Annotated in this window: 12 protein-coding genes and 1 pseudogene; 10 read left to right on the forward strand and 3 right to left on the reverse strand. The window is 71.0% G+C overall.

The window, feature by feature from the left end; all coding sequences use genetic code 11:
* Positions 1-7: 7 nt before the first annotated feature.
* Entirely contained in the window at positions 8-1807 is a 1800-nt protein-coding gene (gene ggt, locus MQP27_RS09070; protein ID WP_242763446.1) for a gamma-glutamyltransferase, read from the reverse strand.
* 144 nt (positions 1808-1951) lie between these two features.
* Between ggt and MQP27_RS09075 the strand changes: the two genes are divergently transcribed.
* Entirely contained in the window at positions 1952-2710 is a 759-nt protein-coding gene (locus tag MQP27_RS09075; RefSeq protein WP_242763449.1) for a hypothetical protein, read from the forward strand.
* A 116-nt stretch (positions 2711-2826) separates the two neighbouring features.
* Complete coding sequence (locus MQP27_RS09080) at positions 2827-4392, forward strand: CocE/NonD family hydrolase (protein WP_242763452.1); 1566 nt, start codon at positions 2827-2829, stop codon at positions 4390-4392.
* 86 nt (positions 4393-4478) lie between these two features.
* On the opposite strand, the pseudogene MQP27_RS09085 reads toward MQP27_RS09080, so the two are convergent.
* Together MQP27_RS09085 and MQP27_RS09090 are read right to left on the reverse strand one after the other, a co-directional pair.
* A pseudogene (locus tag MQP27_RS09085) lies at positions 4479-4897 on the reverse strand (ATP-binding cassette domain-containing protein).
* 136 nt (positions 4898-5033) lie between these two features.
* On the reverse strand, positions 5034-5441 hold the full coding sequence (locus MQP27_RS09090) for a DUF6278 family protein (protein ID WP_242763455.1): 408 nt from the start codon (positions 5439-5441) through the stop codon (positions 5034-5036).
* Positions 5442-5533: 92 nt separating this feature from the next.
* On the opposite strand from MQP27_RS09090, the gene MQP27_RS09095 reads away from it, so the two are divergent.
* From MQP27_RS09095 to MQP27_RS09130, 8 genes are all read left to right on the forward strand, one after another.
* On the forward strand, positions 5534-6889 hold the full coding sequence (locus MQP27_RS09095; RefSeq protein WP_242763458.1) for a radical SAM/SPASM domain-containing protein: 1356 nt from the start codon (positions 5534-5536) through the stop codon (positions 6887-6889).
* Positions 6890-7133: 244 nt separating this feature from the next.
* Complete coding sequence (locus tag MQP27_RS09100; protein WP_158690554.1) at positions 7134-7292, forward strand: hypothetical protein; 159 nt, start codon at positions 7134-7136, stop codon at positions 7290-7292.
* 191 nt (positions 7293-7483) lie between these two features.
* Positions 7484-8956: a coproporphyrinogen-III oxidase family protein gene (locus MQP27_RS09105; protein WP_242763461.1), complete on the forward strand. Its 1473-nt coding sequence runs from the start codon at positions 7484-7486 to the stop codon at positions 8954-8956.
* 4 nt (positions 8957-8960) lie between these two features.
* Entirely contained in the window at positions 8961-9683 is a 723-nt protein-coding gene (locus MQP27_RS09110; RefSeq protein ID WP_242763464.1) for an alpha/beta fold hydrolase, read from the forward strand.
* A 95-nt stretch (positions 9684-9778) separates the two neighbouring features.
* Positions 9779-10576 (forward strand): class I SAM-dependent methyltransferase, encoded by a 798-nt coding sequence (locus tag MQP27_RS09115; RefSeq protein ID WP_242763467.1) that lies wholly within the window; start codon positions 9779-9781, stop codon positions 10574-10576.
* A gap of 1 nt (position 10577) precedes the next feature.
* Positions 10578-11462 (forward strand): SAM-dependent methyltransferase, encoded by an 885-nt coding sequence (locus MQP27_RS09120; RefSeq protein ID WP_308289918.1) that lies wholly within the window; start codon positions 10578-10580, stop codon positions 11460-11462.
* 53 nt (positions 11463-11515) lie between these two features.
* A complete protein-coding gene (locus tag MQP27_RS09125; RefSeq protein WP_242763471.1) occupies positions 11516-12811 on the forward strand; it encodes an MFS transporter in 1296 nt (431 codons plus the stop codon).
* On the forward strand, positions 12795-14615 hold the full coding sequence (locus MQP27_RS09130; protein WP_242763474.1) for an FAD-dependent oxidoreductase: 1821 nt from the start codon (positions 12795-12797) through the stop codon (positions 14613-14615). The genes MQP27_RS09125 and MQP27_RS09130 overlap by 17 nt, the downstream gene beginning before the upstream one ends.
* Positions 14616-14769: the final 154 nt, after the last annotated feature.

A 14769-nucleotide genomic window follows, 5' to 3' on the forward strand; every position in this document is an offset into this window, starting at 1 on the left:
CACGGCTTCACGGCGTGGGGTTCACGACCATCGCCGAACCCCCGCCCCGCCGGACCGTCTCCGCCGCGGCCAGCCACTTCCCGTCCGGCAACCGCTGCACGCCGGTCGCCGCCCCGATCTCGGGGTTCAGCGAGAACGAGTGCCCGATGGCCTCCAGCTGAGTCCTCAAGTCGCTGTTGTACAGCCCGGGTTCGAGTTCAGTCTTGGCCGCGTTGCGCTGGCTGGCGCGCGGTGCGGCGATCGCGTCGACCAGCGGCAGATGACGGTCGAGGAACTCGGTCAGCACCTGCAGCACGGTCGTGATGATGGTCGCCCCGCCCGGTGAACCGACGGCAACCACCGGCTTGTTGTGCTCGTCCAGGACGATCGTCGGCGAGATCGACGACCGGGGCCGCTTCCCGGGGCCCGGCAGGTTCGGGTCGTGCACGGCCGGGTTGGCCGGTGTGAACGAGAAGTCCGTCAGCTCGTTGTTGAGCAGGAACCCGCGCCCGGGCACGGTGATCGCGCTGCCGCCGGTCTGCTCGATGGTCAGCGTGTAGGACACGACGTTGCCCCACTTGTCGGCGACCGTCAGATGCGTCGTGTTCTCGCCCTCGTAGGTCGTGGGAGCCGCCGTACCGCCCGACGCGCACGCCGCCGGGTTGCGCGGATCGCCCGGCGCCACCGGGCTCGTCAGCACCGCGTCGTCCTTGATCAGGCAGGCCCGCGAGTCGGCGTACTTCTGCGACAGCAGTTCCTTCGTCGGTACGTCCTCGAAGGCGGGGTCCCCCACCCAGCGCCCCCGGTCCGCGAACGCGATCCGGCTCGCCTCGACGTAGTGGTGCAGGTACTGGACCTCGCTCGCCTTCGAAAGGTCGGTGTTCTCAAGGATGTTGAGCGCCTCGCCGACGGTCGTGCCACCCGAGGACGAAGGCGCGATGGAGTACACCTTCAGGCCGCGGTACCCGGTCTCGGTGGGCGCCTGGAGCTTGGCGCGGTAGGCCGCGAGGTCCGCGTCGGACAGCTTGCCGGGCCGGGCGTTCCAGCCCGAACCGGGGTCCACCGGCGGCTTGTTCACCGTGTTCACGATGTCGTCGCCGAGGTCGCCGCGGTAGATCGCGCCGACGCCCTTCTTGCCCAACTCCTCGTAGGTGCGGGCGAGATCGGGGTTCTTGAACGTCGAGCCCACCACCGGCAGCTGCCCGCCCGGCAGGAACAGCTTCGCCGTGTCCGGGAAGTACCGGAAGCGCGTCTCGTTCGACGCGGTCTGCGAGCGGAAGGTGTCGTCGACGGTGAAGCCGTCGCGGGCGATCCGCTCGGCCGGCTTCAGCACCGAACCGAGTCTCCTGCTCCCCCACTTGTCGAGGGCGGTCTGCCAGGTGGCGGGCGTGCCCGGGGTGCCGACGCTCAGCCCGCTGCTGACGGCGTCGGCGAAGGCGAGCGGCTTGCCGTTCTCCACGAACAGGTCGGAGTCGGCGGTCAGCGGCGCGGTCTCACGGCCGTCGATGGTGTGCACCGTACGGGACTTGGCGTCGTAGTAGACGAAGTAGCCGCCGCCTCCGATGCCGGAGGAGTACGGCTCGGTGACGCCGAGGGCCGCCGCTGTGGCGACGGCGGCGTCGACCGCGTTGCCGCCCTTCCTCAGCACCTCGATACCGGCGGCGGAGGCGTCCGCGTCGACGCTGGCGACCGCGCCGCCGTAGCCGACGGCGACCGGCACCTTCGCGGCGGCCGTACTCCCCGAGGACGGTGGCGCCGCCGCCCCCACCGAAACCACGGCGGCCGAGACCGCCAGGACCGACAGTTTCCGCGCGACAGGGCGACGCATCCGTACCTCCAGTCCAGGACCGTCCGCGCAGCGTAACCAGATCACCGGGGCCCCGACAGACCCAATCCGGGCAGCTGTCATACGAATGCCACAGATCGAACACCGGTACGTACCAGCCATCTCGGCCCGCTAGCATGCGCGCCCATGAATGACGACGTGCGCAACATCGTCCTGGGCGTGGTCGCGGCCGGCCTCAGCGCCGCCCTCGGCTGGCTGGCCCGTACCTACCTGTGGAAGCGGAAGCTCCGCCGCAAGCAGGCGTTCTTCGGGCTGCCCGACAACTCCGAGTCGCTGCTCGTCGTCAACCGCGATGCCGGCAGCCCCGATCTCGCGGTGCACCGCTACGACGTGTTCGCGCTGCTGGAGCTGTCGGCGCTCATCAAGGACTGCGGTGCGCATGCCGAGGTGATCACCCAGGACGTGGCCCGGCAGGGATTCGGGGAGCGCACGGAGTTCTGTGTGGGCGGGCCGAGTTCCAACCGGCGCATGGCCGCCCATATGCACGCCATGCTGCCGGGGGTGCGGGTCAACAACGATCCGGAATCGGGTCCGGACTGGCTGGCGTTCCAGATCGGCAGCGAGCGCTACCGCGTGGAGAAGGGCGTCTCCGAGCATGTGCTGCTGGCCCGACTCACGGCCGGACAACCCGGCCTGTCCCGGCCGGTGTTCCTGTTCTGCGGTCAGACCGCGATCACCAACCAGGCAGCGACCCGCTATCTCGCCCGCAACCACGAGCGGCTGGCCCGCAAGTACGGCAACAACGGGTTCGTGCTGCTGTTGAAGGTGGTCAACTCGCAGGCGTACGGCCCGGACGTCGCCGAGCTGGTCGCGGACGTGACGCGGGCGGCACAGGCCCCGCTGCCGACGCCCGCGGCTCCGCGCAACTCCCACCGCTCGTCCTGAATTCATTCACACGACAACAATCGTTACTGGCACGTAACTTACCGACGGGTTACTTGCGGTAAGCGGTCGCGGTTACCGTCTGGTCACTTTGCACTTACACGAGTGAGGAGTGGCCCGTGGGACTCCAGCGCAAGGCCCTGCGTACGACCGCCGTGGGCGCCGTGTCCGCGACCCTGATCGCCGGTGGCGCCTTCGGACTCACCCCCGCCGCCCAGGCGGCCGACGCCGTCCGCTTCGTCGACATCTCCGGCGACGGCGGCACCGTCCTCAAGGCGAACGTCGTCACGCCCGCGGGCGCCGACGGCACCCGGCACTACCCGCTGCTCGTGCTCCCCACGAGCTGGGGCCTGCCCCAGGTCGAGTACCTCGCACAGGCCCGGAAGCTCGCCGACTCCGGCTATGTCGTGGTCAGTTACAACGTCCGCGGCTTCTGGCAGTCCGGCGGGGAGATAGAAGTGGCGGGACCTCCCGACATAGCCGACGCCTCCAAGGTCATCGACTGGGCGCTTGCCAACACCCCCGCGGACTCGCGGCACATCGGCATGGCGGGCGTCTCGTACGGCGCCGGCATCAGCCTGCTCGCGGCAGCGCACGACAAGCGGATCAAGGCGGTCGCCTCGCTCAGCGGCTGGGCCGACCTGATCGACTCGATCTACTCCGGCCGCACCCAGCACGTCCAGGCGGCCGCGCTGCTGGACGGCGCGAGCCTGGTCACCGGCCGCCAGAGCGCCGAGATCCGGCAGATCTTCGACGACTTCTACGCCTCCAACCTGTCCAAGGAACAGGACATGATCAATTGGGGGAAGAAACGTTCGGCCGCAACATACGTGGACCAACTCAACAAGAACGGCGCCGCGGTCATGATGGCCAACGCGTGGGGCGACACGGTCTTCCCGCCCAACCAGTACGCGGACTTCTACGAGAAGCTGACGGGCCCGAAGAGACTGGAGTTCCGGCCCGGAGACCACGCGACCGCGGAGCTGACCGGCCTGTTCGGGCTGCCCAACGACGTGTGGACGGACACCGAGCGCTGGTTCGACCACTACCTCAAGGGCGCGGACAACGGCATCGACCGCGAGCAGCCCGTCCAGCTCAAGTCCCGTTCCACCGGCGGCTACGAGGGCTACCCGGACTGGAAGTCGGTGGGCGCGATCCGCACGAAGCTCGCCCTTGCCGGCACGACCACGATCCACGCCAACGTCGACTCCGGCGCGGACGGCGGGATCGTCTTCCTGTCCAGCATCCTCGACCAGGTGGCCCAGCTGCCCCCGGTCGCCTCGATCCCCCTGCTCCCCCGCCGCTGGGCCGCCGTGTGGCAGTCGGAGAAGTACGCCACGGCCCAACAGGTGCGCGGCACCGCGAAGTTGCACACGACGCTCACTCCTACCAAGGAGAGCGGCACCCTCGTCGCCTACCTGTACGACGTGGGGCCGCTCGGCCTCGGCAAGCTGGTCAGCAACGCGCCGTACACCTTCCACGGGCGTACGCCCGGAAAGCCGTTCGACGTCGACCTGGAGCTGTACTCCACGGCCTACGACGTCCCGGCAGGGCACCGACTCGCCCTGGTCGTCGACACGGTCGACCCGCTCTACATCGAGCACAACCCGTCCGGCGCGCAGCTGACCTTCTCCTCGCCGGCGGACGACCCGTCGTACGTGTCGGTTCCGCTGCGCGAGCAGTGATCTCCGGCTGCCGCCGGGCGGGTACGGCTCTGTGACCGTCGCCCCCTACTGCCTCGGGGCCGTAGGGGGTACCCCGCTCCCCCCGCTCAATGTTCGAGGATCTTGGACAGGAAGTCCCTGGCGCGCTCGCCGCGCGGCGCGGTGAAGAACTCCTCCGGGGTCCGGTCCTCGACGATGCGGCCGTCGGCCTCCAGCACCTCGTTGATCATCTCCGGGTCGAGCGCGGAGGTCGGCTCGCCGCACAGGAGGGTCTTGGGCTCCATGGCCAGGGCGCGGGCGATGGCCACGCGCTGCTGCCGGCCGCCGGAGAGCTGTGCGGGGAACTTCGGCGCCCGGTCGGCGAGTCCGACCCGCTCCAGGAGGTCGCGAAAGCGCCGGCCGGCCGGTTGATCGTCCTGCACAGGGTGGACCTGCCCGACCCGGACGGGCCGATGACCACGACCACCTCCCCCTCACCGTAGTACTTGTTGACGTCACGCAGCTCGATCAACGGATCGACGGCCATACGCAGCCCTACTCACTCTCAGCTGTGTCGTGGTTGCCGCAAACTATCCAGACAAGACTGGAGTTAATACACGACACGCACTTTTCGGGCATTAGCCGTATTTACGCCGAACCATCAGTCACACAAGGCCCACCGGTCACGCCTCCGCGACCTCGGCGTACAGCTGCGAGAGCTCGGGCACCCCGCTCTCGGCCCACTCGTGGCCGGAGGTCACGACGTCGAACTCGCGGCCCGAGGCGAGCTTCACGACGGGCTGGCCGTCCGGCCAGATCTCCCAGACAGCGCCCGGCACAGTGCGCACGATCACGGTGCCGAGATACAGGCCGGCGTCATTGCCCAGCCAGTGCACGACCTCCTCGTCGCCGCGCCAGCGCGGCAGCAGCTGGTCGAGCGCCTCCAACGAGGCGGCCGTGTCGTCGAGTTGGACGCCGTCGCGGCCGGCCTGTGAGCGCAGCAGCTCGCACTCGGAGAGGAGTTCGGCGATGCCCTCCGCGTCACGCACCGGGGGGCTGTCGCGACGCCTGCCGAGGAAAGGGATGTTCATACCTTCAGCCTCGCATCGACCACCGCCCTCGCACCACAGGCGCGCGCAAGCCCTTGCCAAGGTTATTCACCTTCCGTAGAGTTCATCGGGTCATGAGTTCAACGTCTGTTGACTTCGACGCGGAGAGGCAGGGACTCGTGCAGAAGATCCCCTTCCAGGTGAACGAGGGCGGGCTCGTCGCACTGCTGCCGAACGGGCACGTCGAGTTCCTCGCCGCTTCGGCGCGGGAGCTGATCGTCCGCCACAACTCCGGACTGCCGGTGTCCGCCGAGGAGTTGATGACGTACGCGGTCACGGACCCGCTGGTGACGCTGGACCGCTTCCATCTGCCGGCGCCTGCGATCGCGTTCGTCGAGACCACGAACCTGTGCAATCTGCGCTGCAAGCACTGCTACGCGGACTCCGCGCTCAAGCGGCCGGACGAGTTGTCCACCCCGGCGATCAAGGCGCTGCTCGACGACTTCGCCGAACTGGGCGTGTTGCAGGTGTTCCTGACGGGTGGTGAGATCTTCTCGCACCGGGACGCGGTCGAGATCGTCCGGCATGCCCGCAGCAAGCCGTTCAGCACGCAGATCTTCACCAACGGGCTGCTGGTGACCGAGGAGCGGCTCGCGGCGATCCCGCCGGGACAGTCGTTCTTCATCAGCTTCGACACGGCCGACCCGGAGCGGACGGTGCGCGGCCGGATGGACTTCCCCAAGCTGGAGCGCGCGTTCGAGGCGATGCGCCGGCACGGGCATGTGTTCCGTACGGCGATCTCGGTGCACCGGGGCAACATCCGGGACGCCGAGGAGATCTTCGACTGGTGCGCCGAGCGCGGGTATCCGCGGCCGCAGTGGCTGGAGACGCATCCGGTGGGCCGGGCGCTGCTGCACCCGGACATGCTGCTGCGGCCCGAGGACGTGGACGAGGTCTTCGAGGTGTACCGGCGCTGCATGGAGCGGTACTCCAGCGCGCCGGGCGACATGGCCGCGGAGGCGGCGGAGAGCGCCGGGCAGCCTGCGCCGCGGGCGGCCGACGAGATCCGCGGGGTGGACACGATCCAGTTCTGCCAGCGGCTGGAGCGGGCGGTTGGGCAGGAGAAGTGCGGGCGTTCGGTCGTCTACGTCAACAGCCGCGGCGACGTGTACCCGTGCAGCAACTGCATGTCGGGCCAGCTCTACCGGGCCGGGAACATCACCCGGCGGCCGTTCGCGGAGATCTGGGAGTCGGGGTTCGACGAGTTCCGGGACTTCCGCTTCGAGGACCACTCGGTGTGCGGGAGCTGCCCGGTGGCGCGGGAGGACATCTGGTGCCAGTTCCGGTGCCCGCCGCTGGCCCGCAACCTCACCGGTGACCCGAGGGGCTGCGGCGCGACCGAGTACCTCCAGGAGTTCATGCTGCGCGCCGGCCGCTACTGGCGCGAGCGCAAGCGGAAGGACGTACGCCTGACGCTCACCCCACGTTAGCGCTCCGCTGGATGTGCGGCGGTGTGTCGTGGCTCGTCTGCGGCACCGTCGTGGCTGGTCGCGCAGTTCCCCGCGCCCCTTTGGGGCGCGGACGAACCGCAGCCGACTTCGCCCCGCCCGCTCAGGCGCCGTCCCACGCCCGGCGAACCGGCCGGGCCCCATCGCCCCCGCTCCCGACGACGTGAGCGGGCCCCCACCCGGGTGGCGGCGCAGGCCGTCGCCCCTCAGTGAAGGGAACAACGTCATGCCGGAAGAGAAGAAGGTCATCCGCATCCACCTGGAGCCGGGGCAGGAGGGCGTTACCCTGAGCGCCGTCGGCGCCGCCTCCGCCACCGCGCCCGCCGAGACGCTCGTGGAGGCCACCAACATCACCGAGGCCACGGTCATCGAGGTCGAGGTCTGACCCACGCCCGTGCCGACAGGAACCGGAGCGGAGCAACACCTCCAGGGCCCGTAGAGGGACGGGCCCGAGGAGTGCGCGGTCTGCACGAGCCCCCGGATGAGGCGAGCAGAGCGCCGCACGGTCTTCCCGGCCCGTGAGGGACGGGCCGGGAAGGGCCGGGTCCGAACCAGGTGTGAGGAGACGAGGTCGCGATGAGCAAGACGGTTGCTTCAGCCGGCACCACCGCCGTGCGCCCGGGCACAGGGCTCGCGCGGCTGCTCCGGGAGAACCCCGCGCTGCGGATCGGCCAGGACGACTACAACATCAACGTGACCGCCAACTACGGCGAGCGGCTCACGCCCGCCGAGGTCGGTGACGCCCTGCGCGAGCACCCGGGAGCGGGCCGGCCCGCGCATCTCTACTTCCATGTGCCGCTGTGCGCGTACATCTGCCACTTCTGCAACTACGTCAAGCGCAAGGTGCCGGGCGGCGCGGAGGGCGAGCGCGCGCCGCGGGTGTGGACCGACCTGCTGCTCGACGAGTCGGGGCGCCGGCTCGCGCACGAGCCCTGGCTGGCCGAGGCTTCGATCGAGTCCGTCTATCTCGGCGGCGGAACCGCCTCGCTGCTCGGGAGCGAGCAACTGGCGCGTCTTGTACGGCATATGAGGGAGCGTTACGCGATTTCCGAGGACTGTGAGATCTCGCTCGAAGGCAATCCCGACAACTTCCTGCACGACGAGCTCGCCGAGGCCTGCGCGATCGGCTTCAACCGGTTCAGCGTCGGCGTGCAGTCCCTGCAGAGCGAGGTCAACGCGTTCGCGGGGCGCGGCCACGACGCGGCCATGTCGTTGCGGGCCATCGGGAAACTGCGGGCCACCGGCAAGCCGTTCAACGTCGACATGATGTTCGGCCTGCCCCATCAGACGCCCGCGAAGGTCGCCGACGACATCCGCTGCCTGATCGACCACGAGGTCCCCACCATCACCATCTACCGGCTGCGCAACGCGGACCGCGCGAAGATGGGCATCGGCAACCGGGCCCTGTGGAACGTGGAGAGCGTCCGCGACCGGCTGCGCGAGGAGCACCGCTTCCCCGGCCTCGACGAGACCTACGCGATGCGCGAGGCCATCGTCGAGCTGCTGCTGGACGCCGGCTACCACCCGAGCCCCTGCGGCTGGTGGAACCGGCCCGGCGTCTACCCGGACGGCAACATCCCGCGCGTCTCCCGCAACAAGTGGCAGCGCCACGACTCGATGATCGCGTACGGTCCCGGGGCGTACGGCTGGCTCACCCGCGACGACGACACGGTGGTCCAGACCCACAACATCGCCGACATCAGCGGCTACGCGCGCCGGCTCCAAGAGGGGCCCGGGCTGCCGCTGGCCTTCGGACGCCGGCTCGCGGGACTCGAGGCGATCGGCCTGGTGCTGGGCTTCAACTTCAAGGCCAACCAGCCCATCGACGCGGCACGGTTCCGCCACCGGTTCGGCGTCGAGCTGTTCCACGACGAGCCGTTCGCCTCGGTCTTCGCCGAACTCCTGGAGCGCGGACTGGTCGAGCCGGTGCCCGGCGAGCCGGAGAGCGTGATACCGACGCTGGACGGCGAGGCACTGCACGAGGAGATCATCAGCGTCTACTTCCACCAGCGCGTCGGCAGCTTCGCCGACGCCGTCTGCCGGAGGTGAGCCGGTGACCAGCACCGTCCACCGTCACCTCCGGTGGCACAAGGACCGGGGCGGGACCGCCTACCGCACGAGGCGGTCCTTCCCCGCGGCGCCCGCGAACGCCACCGTGCTGCTCGCGGGCCCCGGAAGCGTCTCGGCCCTCGACGGCGGGGGCCGGGACGACCGGCTTCTGGGAGAGCTGACGGAGCGTCTGGTCGCGGACGGCGCACAGGTCCTGGACTGCGACATGCCCGCCCGCGACCCCAAGTCACCGGCCACCGAGGAGGACCGGCGGCTGCGCTCCGAGCGGCTCGGTCAACTCCTCGACTCCAGCCGCCACTTGGTGACCGGGCCGCTCTCCCTGATCGGATTCTCGCTCGGCGGCCAGGCCCTGCTGCGGCTCCTGGAGTCCGGCGCACCGCCGCGCGCCGACCGGGTGGTCCTGGTGGGCACGGTGGTCGAGGAGGACGTCTTCATGACCTCCCGGATCCCGGCCGTCGAGCTCGTGTACGGCGGCCACGACCTGGTCGGCTACCTCGCCGACGCCTCCGACGACAAGCTGCCGCCCGCCGTCTTCGACCCGGGCATGTACGCCGACTGGTCCGCCCGCCATGTCATCGGCACCCACACCCCCGCCGTCCGGGTCCATGTGCTCGAAGGGCTCGGCCACACCCTCCACCCCTGCGGCAGAGGCCCGGCCCGGGACCCGCTCGCGGCGCTCACCTCACTGGTGGGCGCCGAATGGTGACGAACCGTCAGCAATAGCAGACCTGCCGACCGCCCACACCGGTAAGCCTCCGCAAGTTTCCGCCCGACCCCGTCGCCCGAAGGAAAGAGGACCACATGCCCGCCAGCGAGACGCTCTCCAGCCGGCGTTTCGACAAGATCGCCGACAACTTCGCGACCAGCGAGGTGCACCGGTCGAGCCCGACGATGGAGGCCCTGCACGAGACGCTGGGCCCCCAGACGGGCGCCGCGATCTGCGACGTCGCCTGCGGCGCGGGCCATCTCGCGCTGTCCTTCGCCGACGAGCAGCCGTCCCGGCTCGTCGGCGTGGACCCAGCGCCGTCCATGCTGGAGTCCTTCCGCCGGCTCGCGGCCGAGCGGTCCGTGACCGTGGAGACCGCGCAGGCCGCCGCCGAGGAACTCCCCTTCCCGGACGGCTCGTTCGACCTGGTCGTCTCCCGGCTCGCACCCCACCACTTCCAGGACATGCCCAAGGCGGTCGGCGAGATGGCCCGGCTGCTGCGCCCCGGCGGCCGGCTCGCCGTCATCGACCTGGAGGGGAACGAGGACCCGGAGACCGACGCGCTCAACCACGAGCTGGAGGTCCTGCACGACCCGACACACGTGCGCAGCTACACGCTCACGGAGTGGATCGCCTTCCTGCAGGGCGCCGGGCTGAACGTGCCGGTGGCGCGCGGCGCGCAGGCCGAGAGCCGTACCGGGGTGCCGGTGAAGCGCTGGTGCGAGATCGCCTCCTCCGGCGCCGAGGCCGAGCGGGCGATCCGCCGCCGACTGGCCGAGGCGCCCGAGGCACAGCGCGCGGCACTCGGCATCCGGCAGGACGGCGAGGAGTTCCTCATCCCCGTGCGCACCTGCATGCTGATCGGCGTCAAGCCGCTGGGCGGGGTGCGCTGAGATGCCGGTGATCAGGCTCTACTCCCCCGCCGAGAGCCCCGGCGTCACCGCCCTGGCCCAACTGGCGGACGCCGTGACGGAGTTGCTCGGCCTGCCCGCCGGGCAGTGCTGGGTGTGGTGGCAGCAGCTCAGGCCCGGCACCTACCACCGCCCCGAGTGGCGCGGCGACCCCGAGAACCCGGCGCCGGTCGGACTCGTCATCTGCAAGGAGAGCTACGGCAACGGTCAAGTCGGGGCGCTGCTGCGGGTGTTGCAGGAGCGGCTCGCCGAACTCCTCGGCGTACGGCGGGAGGAGATCTATCTGACGGTGCAGCGCGCCACCGCCGGCGAACTCCTCGTACGCGACGAGGTGTGGTCGCCCGAGGCGGCGCAGCCCGCGCCGGAGCCGATCGCGGACCTCGTGCCGGTGGCGTACGTGCACAACGAGCGGCGTGAACTCACCGACGACCACTGGGGAGACGTGCCGTCGGTGATCCGCCTCGACGGCGGCCGGTTCACCCCCGAGGCGCTGCTCTCGCTCGACTCCTTCTCGCACCTGGAGGTCGTCTTCCACTTCCACCGGGTGGAGCCCGGGAAGATCCAGACCGCCGCCCGGCATCCCCGCAACAACCCCGAGTGGCCGCTGGCCGGGATCTTCGCCCAGCGCGGCAAGAACCGGCCCAACCGCATCGGCGTCTCGCGCTGCCGGCTGCTCAAGGTGGACGGGCTCGACGTGCACGTCCTGGGCCTCGACGCGGTGGACGGCACGCCCGTGCTCGACATCAAGCCGTACCTGAGGCAGTTCGGGCCGCGCGAGGAGGTCGTACAGCCGGAGTGGGTGGACGACCTGATGCGGGACTACTACTCCGGATCGCCGGAGCCCGAGTCCCCTGAAGCCACCCCCTGAAGGCCCTGCAAGCCCGCTGAAGCTCCCCTGAACTCCCTTGGACGGAGGCCGACATGAAGAGTCACGCCGAGCGGGGGCGGCTGCCGGGAGCGGCGCTCGCCCTGCTCGCCGCCGTGTTCGTCGACGCGCTCGGCAGCGGGCTCTACATGTCGGTCTCCGTCGTCTTCCTGACCCGGTATCTGGGCCTGGGCGACGGGCAGGTGGGCGTCGGGCTGTCCGTCGCGGGCGCGCTGTCGTTCGCGCTGCTGGTGCCGACCGGGATCCTCGCGGACCGGGCGGGCGCCCGCCGCACGCTCATGGCCGCGCATCTCGTACGGGCCGCGCTGCTGACCGTGTATCCGCTCGCGTCGGGGTTCGTGCCGTTCCTGTGCGTGGTGTCCCTGCTCGCGGTGGCCGACCGCGCGGCCTCGCCGCTGCTTCAGGGCCTGTTCGGCACGGCGGTCGAGGGGCCGCAGCGGGTGCGGGCGATGGGGCGGGCCCGGTCGCTGCAGAACCTGGGGCTGGCGCTGGGCGGTCTGGTGGCCGGGGCGGTGCTGGTGGCGGACAGCGACGCGGTGTACCTGGGCGTCGTGTACGCGAACGCGGTGTCGTTCGTGGTGGCCGCCGTCCTGGTCGCGCGGCTGCGGACCGGGGCGGACGGCGAGCGGTCCGGTGTACGGCCGCTGCCGTGGCGGGAGCGGCTCGGGGTCTTCCGGGACCGTCGTTTCGCCGCGCTCACCGCGCTCAACTCCCTGGTCAGCCTGCATGTGACGGTCCTGACGGCGGGCGTGCCGCTGTGGGTGCTGGCGCATCCGTCGGCCCTCCCACGCGCCGTCATCGCCTGGGCGGTGGTGCTCAACACCGTCGTCGTGGTGCTGTTCCAGGTGCGGGCGACCCGCGCCACCGAGACCGCCGCGGACGGCGGCCGGGCGCTCGGGCTGAGCGGGATGCTGCTGGCGGTGGGCTGCGGCGCACTGGCCACCACCGGGGCGCTGCCCATGCCGTACGCCGTCGCGGTGCTCCTCGTCGCGGTGGCCTTCCAGGCGTTCGCCGAGATGCACCAGCAGGCGGGGGCCTGGGCGATCTCGTACGAACTCGCCCCCGAGGACCGCCGACAGGTCTACCTCGCCTTCTTCAGCCTGGGCAACGCCGCCCGCAACACCTACGGGCCGCTGGTCGTCACCTTCCTGGTGGTACGGCAGGGGGCCCTGGGCTGGCTGCTGCTCGGGGCCCTCGTACTCGGTGCGGGGGCGTGGGCGGCGCGGGTCGGCCGCCCGACCGCCGCGACCGGCATCACGACCGGCACCACGCCCGCACCGGCCGCACCGCTGACCGACGTCCAAGGAGAAACCCATGGCCAACGCGCCTGAGCAGTCCGTCATCGTCGTCGGGGCCGGACCCACCGGACTCGCGCTGGCCTGTGAACTGGCCGCCGCCGGAGTGTCCTGCACCGTCCTGGAACGCCGTACCACCGCGTCCGCGCAGTCCCGGGCCATGGGCCTGTACAGCAGGACGATGGAGGTGCTCGACCTGCGCGGCCACGCCGACGCACTGACCGCGGTGGGCCGGCCGGTGGGCCGCATGGTGCCCGCCCGGGGCGCGGTGCTCGACTTCACCGAGCTCGACACGCGCTTCCCGGCGCTGCACGTGATCCCGCAGAGCCGCACCGAGGAGGTGCTCCAGCGGCACGCCCTCGATCTCGGGGTCACCGTGCAGCGCGGGGCCGAGGTGTTCGGCCTGGAGCAGGACGGCTCCGGGGTGGTGCTCCAGGTGCGCACCGAGTCCGGGGAGTGGGAGGAGAGCGCCGACTACGTCGTCGGCTGCGACGGCGCGCACAGCGCGGTGCGCGAGCTCGCGGGCATCGCCTTTCGCGGTCGTACGTACGACATCGCGCCGGTCCTCGCGGACGTACGGCTGCGCAAGCCGCCGCCGGACGACGTGCTGGTGCTGTCCGGGGGCGGCGGGGTGATGGTGTCGGTGCCGTACGGCGACGGGCTGTACCGGATCGCGGTGGCGCGGCGGGACCGGCCGTGGACGCGGGAGGCGGTGACGTTGGAAGAGCTGTCCGAGCTGCTGACGTTGTCGCTGGGGTTCGATCCGGAGCCGTACGACGCGGAGTGGCTGGCCCGTTTCAAGATCCATCAGCGGATCGCGGACAGTTATCGGACCGGGCGGGTGCTGCTGGCCGGGGATGCGGCGCACTTGCACTCCCCGTTGGGCGGGCAGGGGCTCAACCTGGGCATTCAGGACGCCGTGAACCTGGGGTGGAAGCTGGCGGCGGCGGTGCAGGGGTGGGCGCCGGCGGGGCTGCTCGACTCGTACGAGAAGGAACGGCGACCGCAGGCTCAGCGCATCCTGCGCGCGACGGACCGGGCGACTTCACTGGCGACGAGTCCGTCGGAGGTGGTGACTGCGGCACGGCGGGTGGTGCTGGCGGGGCTGCTGGGGCGGCGGGCTGTGCGGCGGGTTGCCGGGGAGGCGATCTCCGGGTTGCGGGCGGGGTATGAGGGGCGGGGTGGTTCGGGACGGGCCGGCTTGGGGAGTGGTCCGGGTGCTTCGGGACTGAGGGGTGCACTGCTGGGGGGTGCACGGCCGAAGGGTTCGCTGCTGGGGGGTTCGCTGCTGAGGGCAGGGCTGGGGGGTCTTGGTGTGGGGAGCGGGGAGCGTGGGTCGGGCTTGCGGGCCGGGCTGGGTGGACTGGGGTCGCTGCGGGCTGCGGTAGGAGGCTCAGGTGTGCGGGTCGGGCGGCGGGTGGCGGATCTGACGGTGCCGCGGCCGGGGGGTGCGCCGGTTCGGTTGTACGAGTTGATGCGGGACGGGCGGTTCGTGTTGCTCGATCTGACCGTGGACGGGCGTGGGGCCGGGGTGGCCGAGGCCTGGGGGTCGCGGGTGTGTCCTGTGGTCGTCGCCGGGCCGGTGCGTGAACTCGCCGGTGTGGCCGGGTTGTTGGTGCGGCCGGATGGTTATGCGGCCTGGGTGGACGGGGAGGGGGATCCGGCGGGGTTCGAAGGGCGGGTGCGGGAGGCGTTGCTTCGGTGGTGCGGGGCGGAGGGGCCGGTGGCTCGGCGGGGGGTTGAGGCGGTGCCGGGTGGTGAGGGTGCCTCGGCTGGGCAGGAGCGTGAGCCGGAGTCGGAATCGGCGGCGGTCGAGTCGGCGGAGATCGAACAGGCGTGACGCGGGGGGAGGTGGTTGCGGTGTCCGGATATCGCCCCCGCCGCCCCTACCCGTCCCATCCCCAGGGGCTCCGCCCCTTCAACCCCGGCGGGGACCACGTCCCCTGCACCCCTCGGGGCTCCGCCCCGGACCCCGTTCGGCCCTGAAGGGGCCT

Source organism: Streptomyces cylindrosporus (genome assembly GCF_022698165.1).
Taxonomy (GTDB): Bacteria; Actinomycetota; Actinomycetes; order Streptomycetales; family Streptomycetaceae; genus Streptomyces; species Streptomyces cylindrosporus.

Coding starts and splice junctions, on each gene's coding strand:
- ggt (WP_242763446.1), bottom strand. CDS start 1,807: ATGCGTCGCCCTGTCGCGCGGAAACTGTCGGTCCTGGCGGTCTCGGCC.
- MQP27_RS09075 (WP_242763449.1), top strand. CDS start 1,952: ATGAATGACGACGTGCGCAACATCGTCCTGGGCGTGGTCGCGGCCGGC.
- MQP27_RS09090 (WP_242763455.1), bottom strand. CDS start 5,441: ATGAACATCCCTTTCCTCGGCAGGCGTCGCGACAGCCCCCCGGTGCGT.
- MQP27_RS09095 (WP_242763458.1), top strand. CDS start 5,534: ATGAGTTCAACGTCTGTTGACTTCGACGCGGAGAGGCAGGGACTCGTG.
- MQP27_RS09100 (WP_158690554.1), top strand. CDS start 7,134: ATGCCGGAAGAGAAGAAGGTCATCCGCATCCACCTGGAGCCGGGGCAG.
- MQP27_RS09105 (WP_242763461.1), top strand. CDS start 7,484: ATGAGCAAGACGGTTGCTTCAGCCGGCACCACCGCCGTGCGCCCGGGC.
- MQP27_RS09115 (WP_242763467.1), top strand. CDS start 9,779: ATGCCCGCCAGCGAGACGCTCTCCAGCCGGCGTTTCGACAAGATCGCC.
- MQP27_RS09120 (WP_308289918.1), top strand. CDS start 10,578: ATGCCGGTGATCAGGCTCTACTCCCCCGCCGAGAGCCCCGGCGTCACC.
- MQP27_RS09125 (WP_242763471.1), top strand. CDS start 11,516: ATGAAGAGTCACGCCGAGCGGGGGCGGCTGCCGGGAGCGGCGCTCGCC.
- MQP27_RS09130 (WP_242763474.1), top strand. CDS start 12,795: ATGGCCAACGCGCCTGAGCAGTCCGTCATCGTCGTCGGGGCCGGACCC.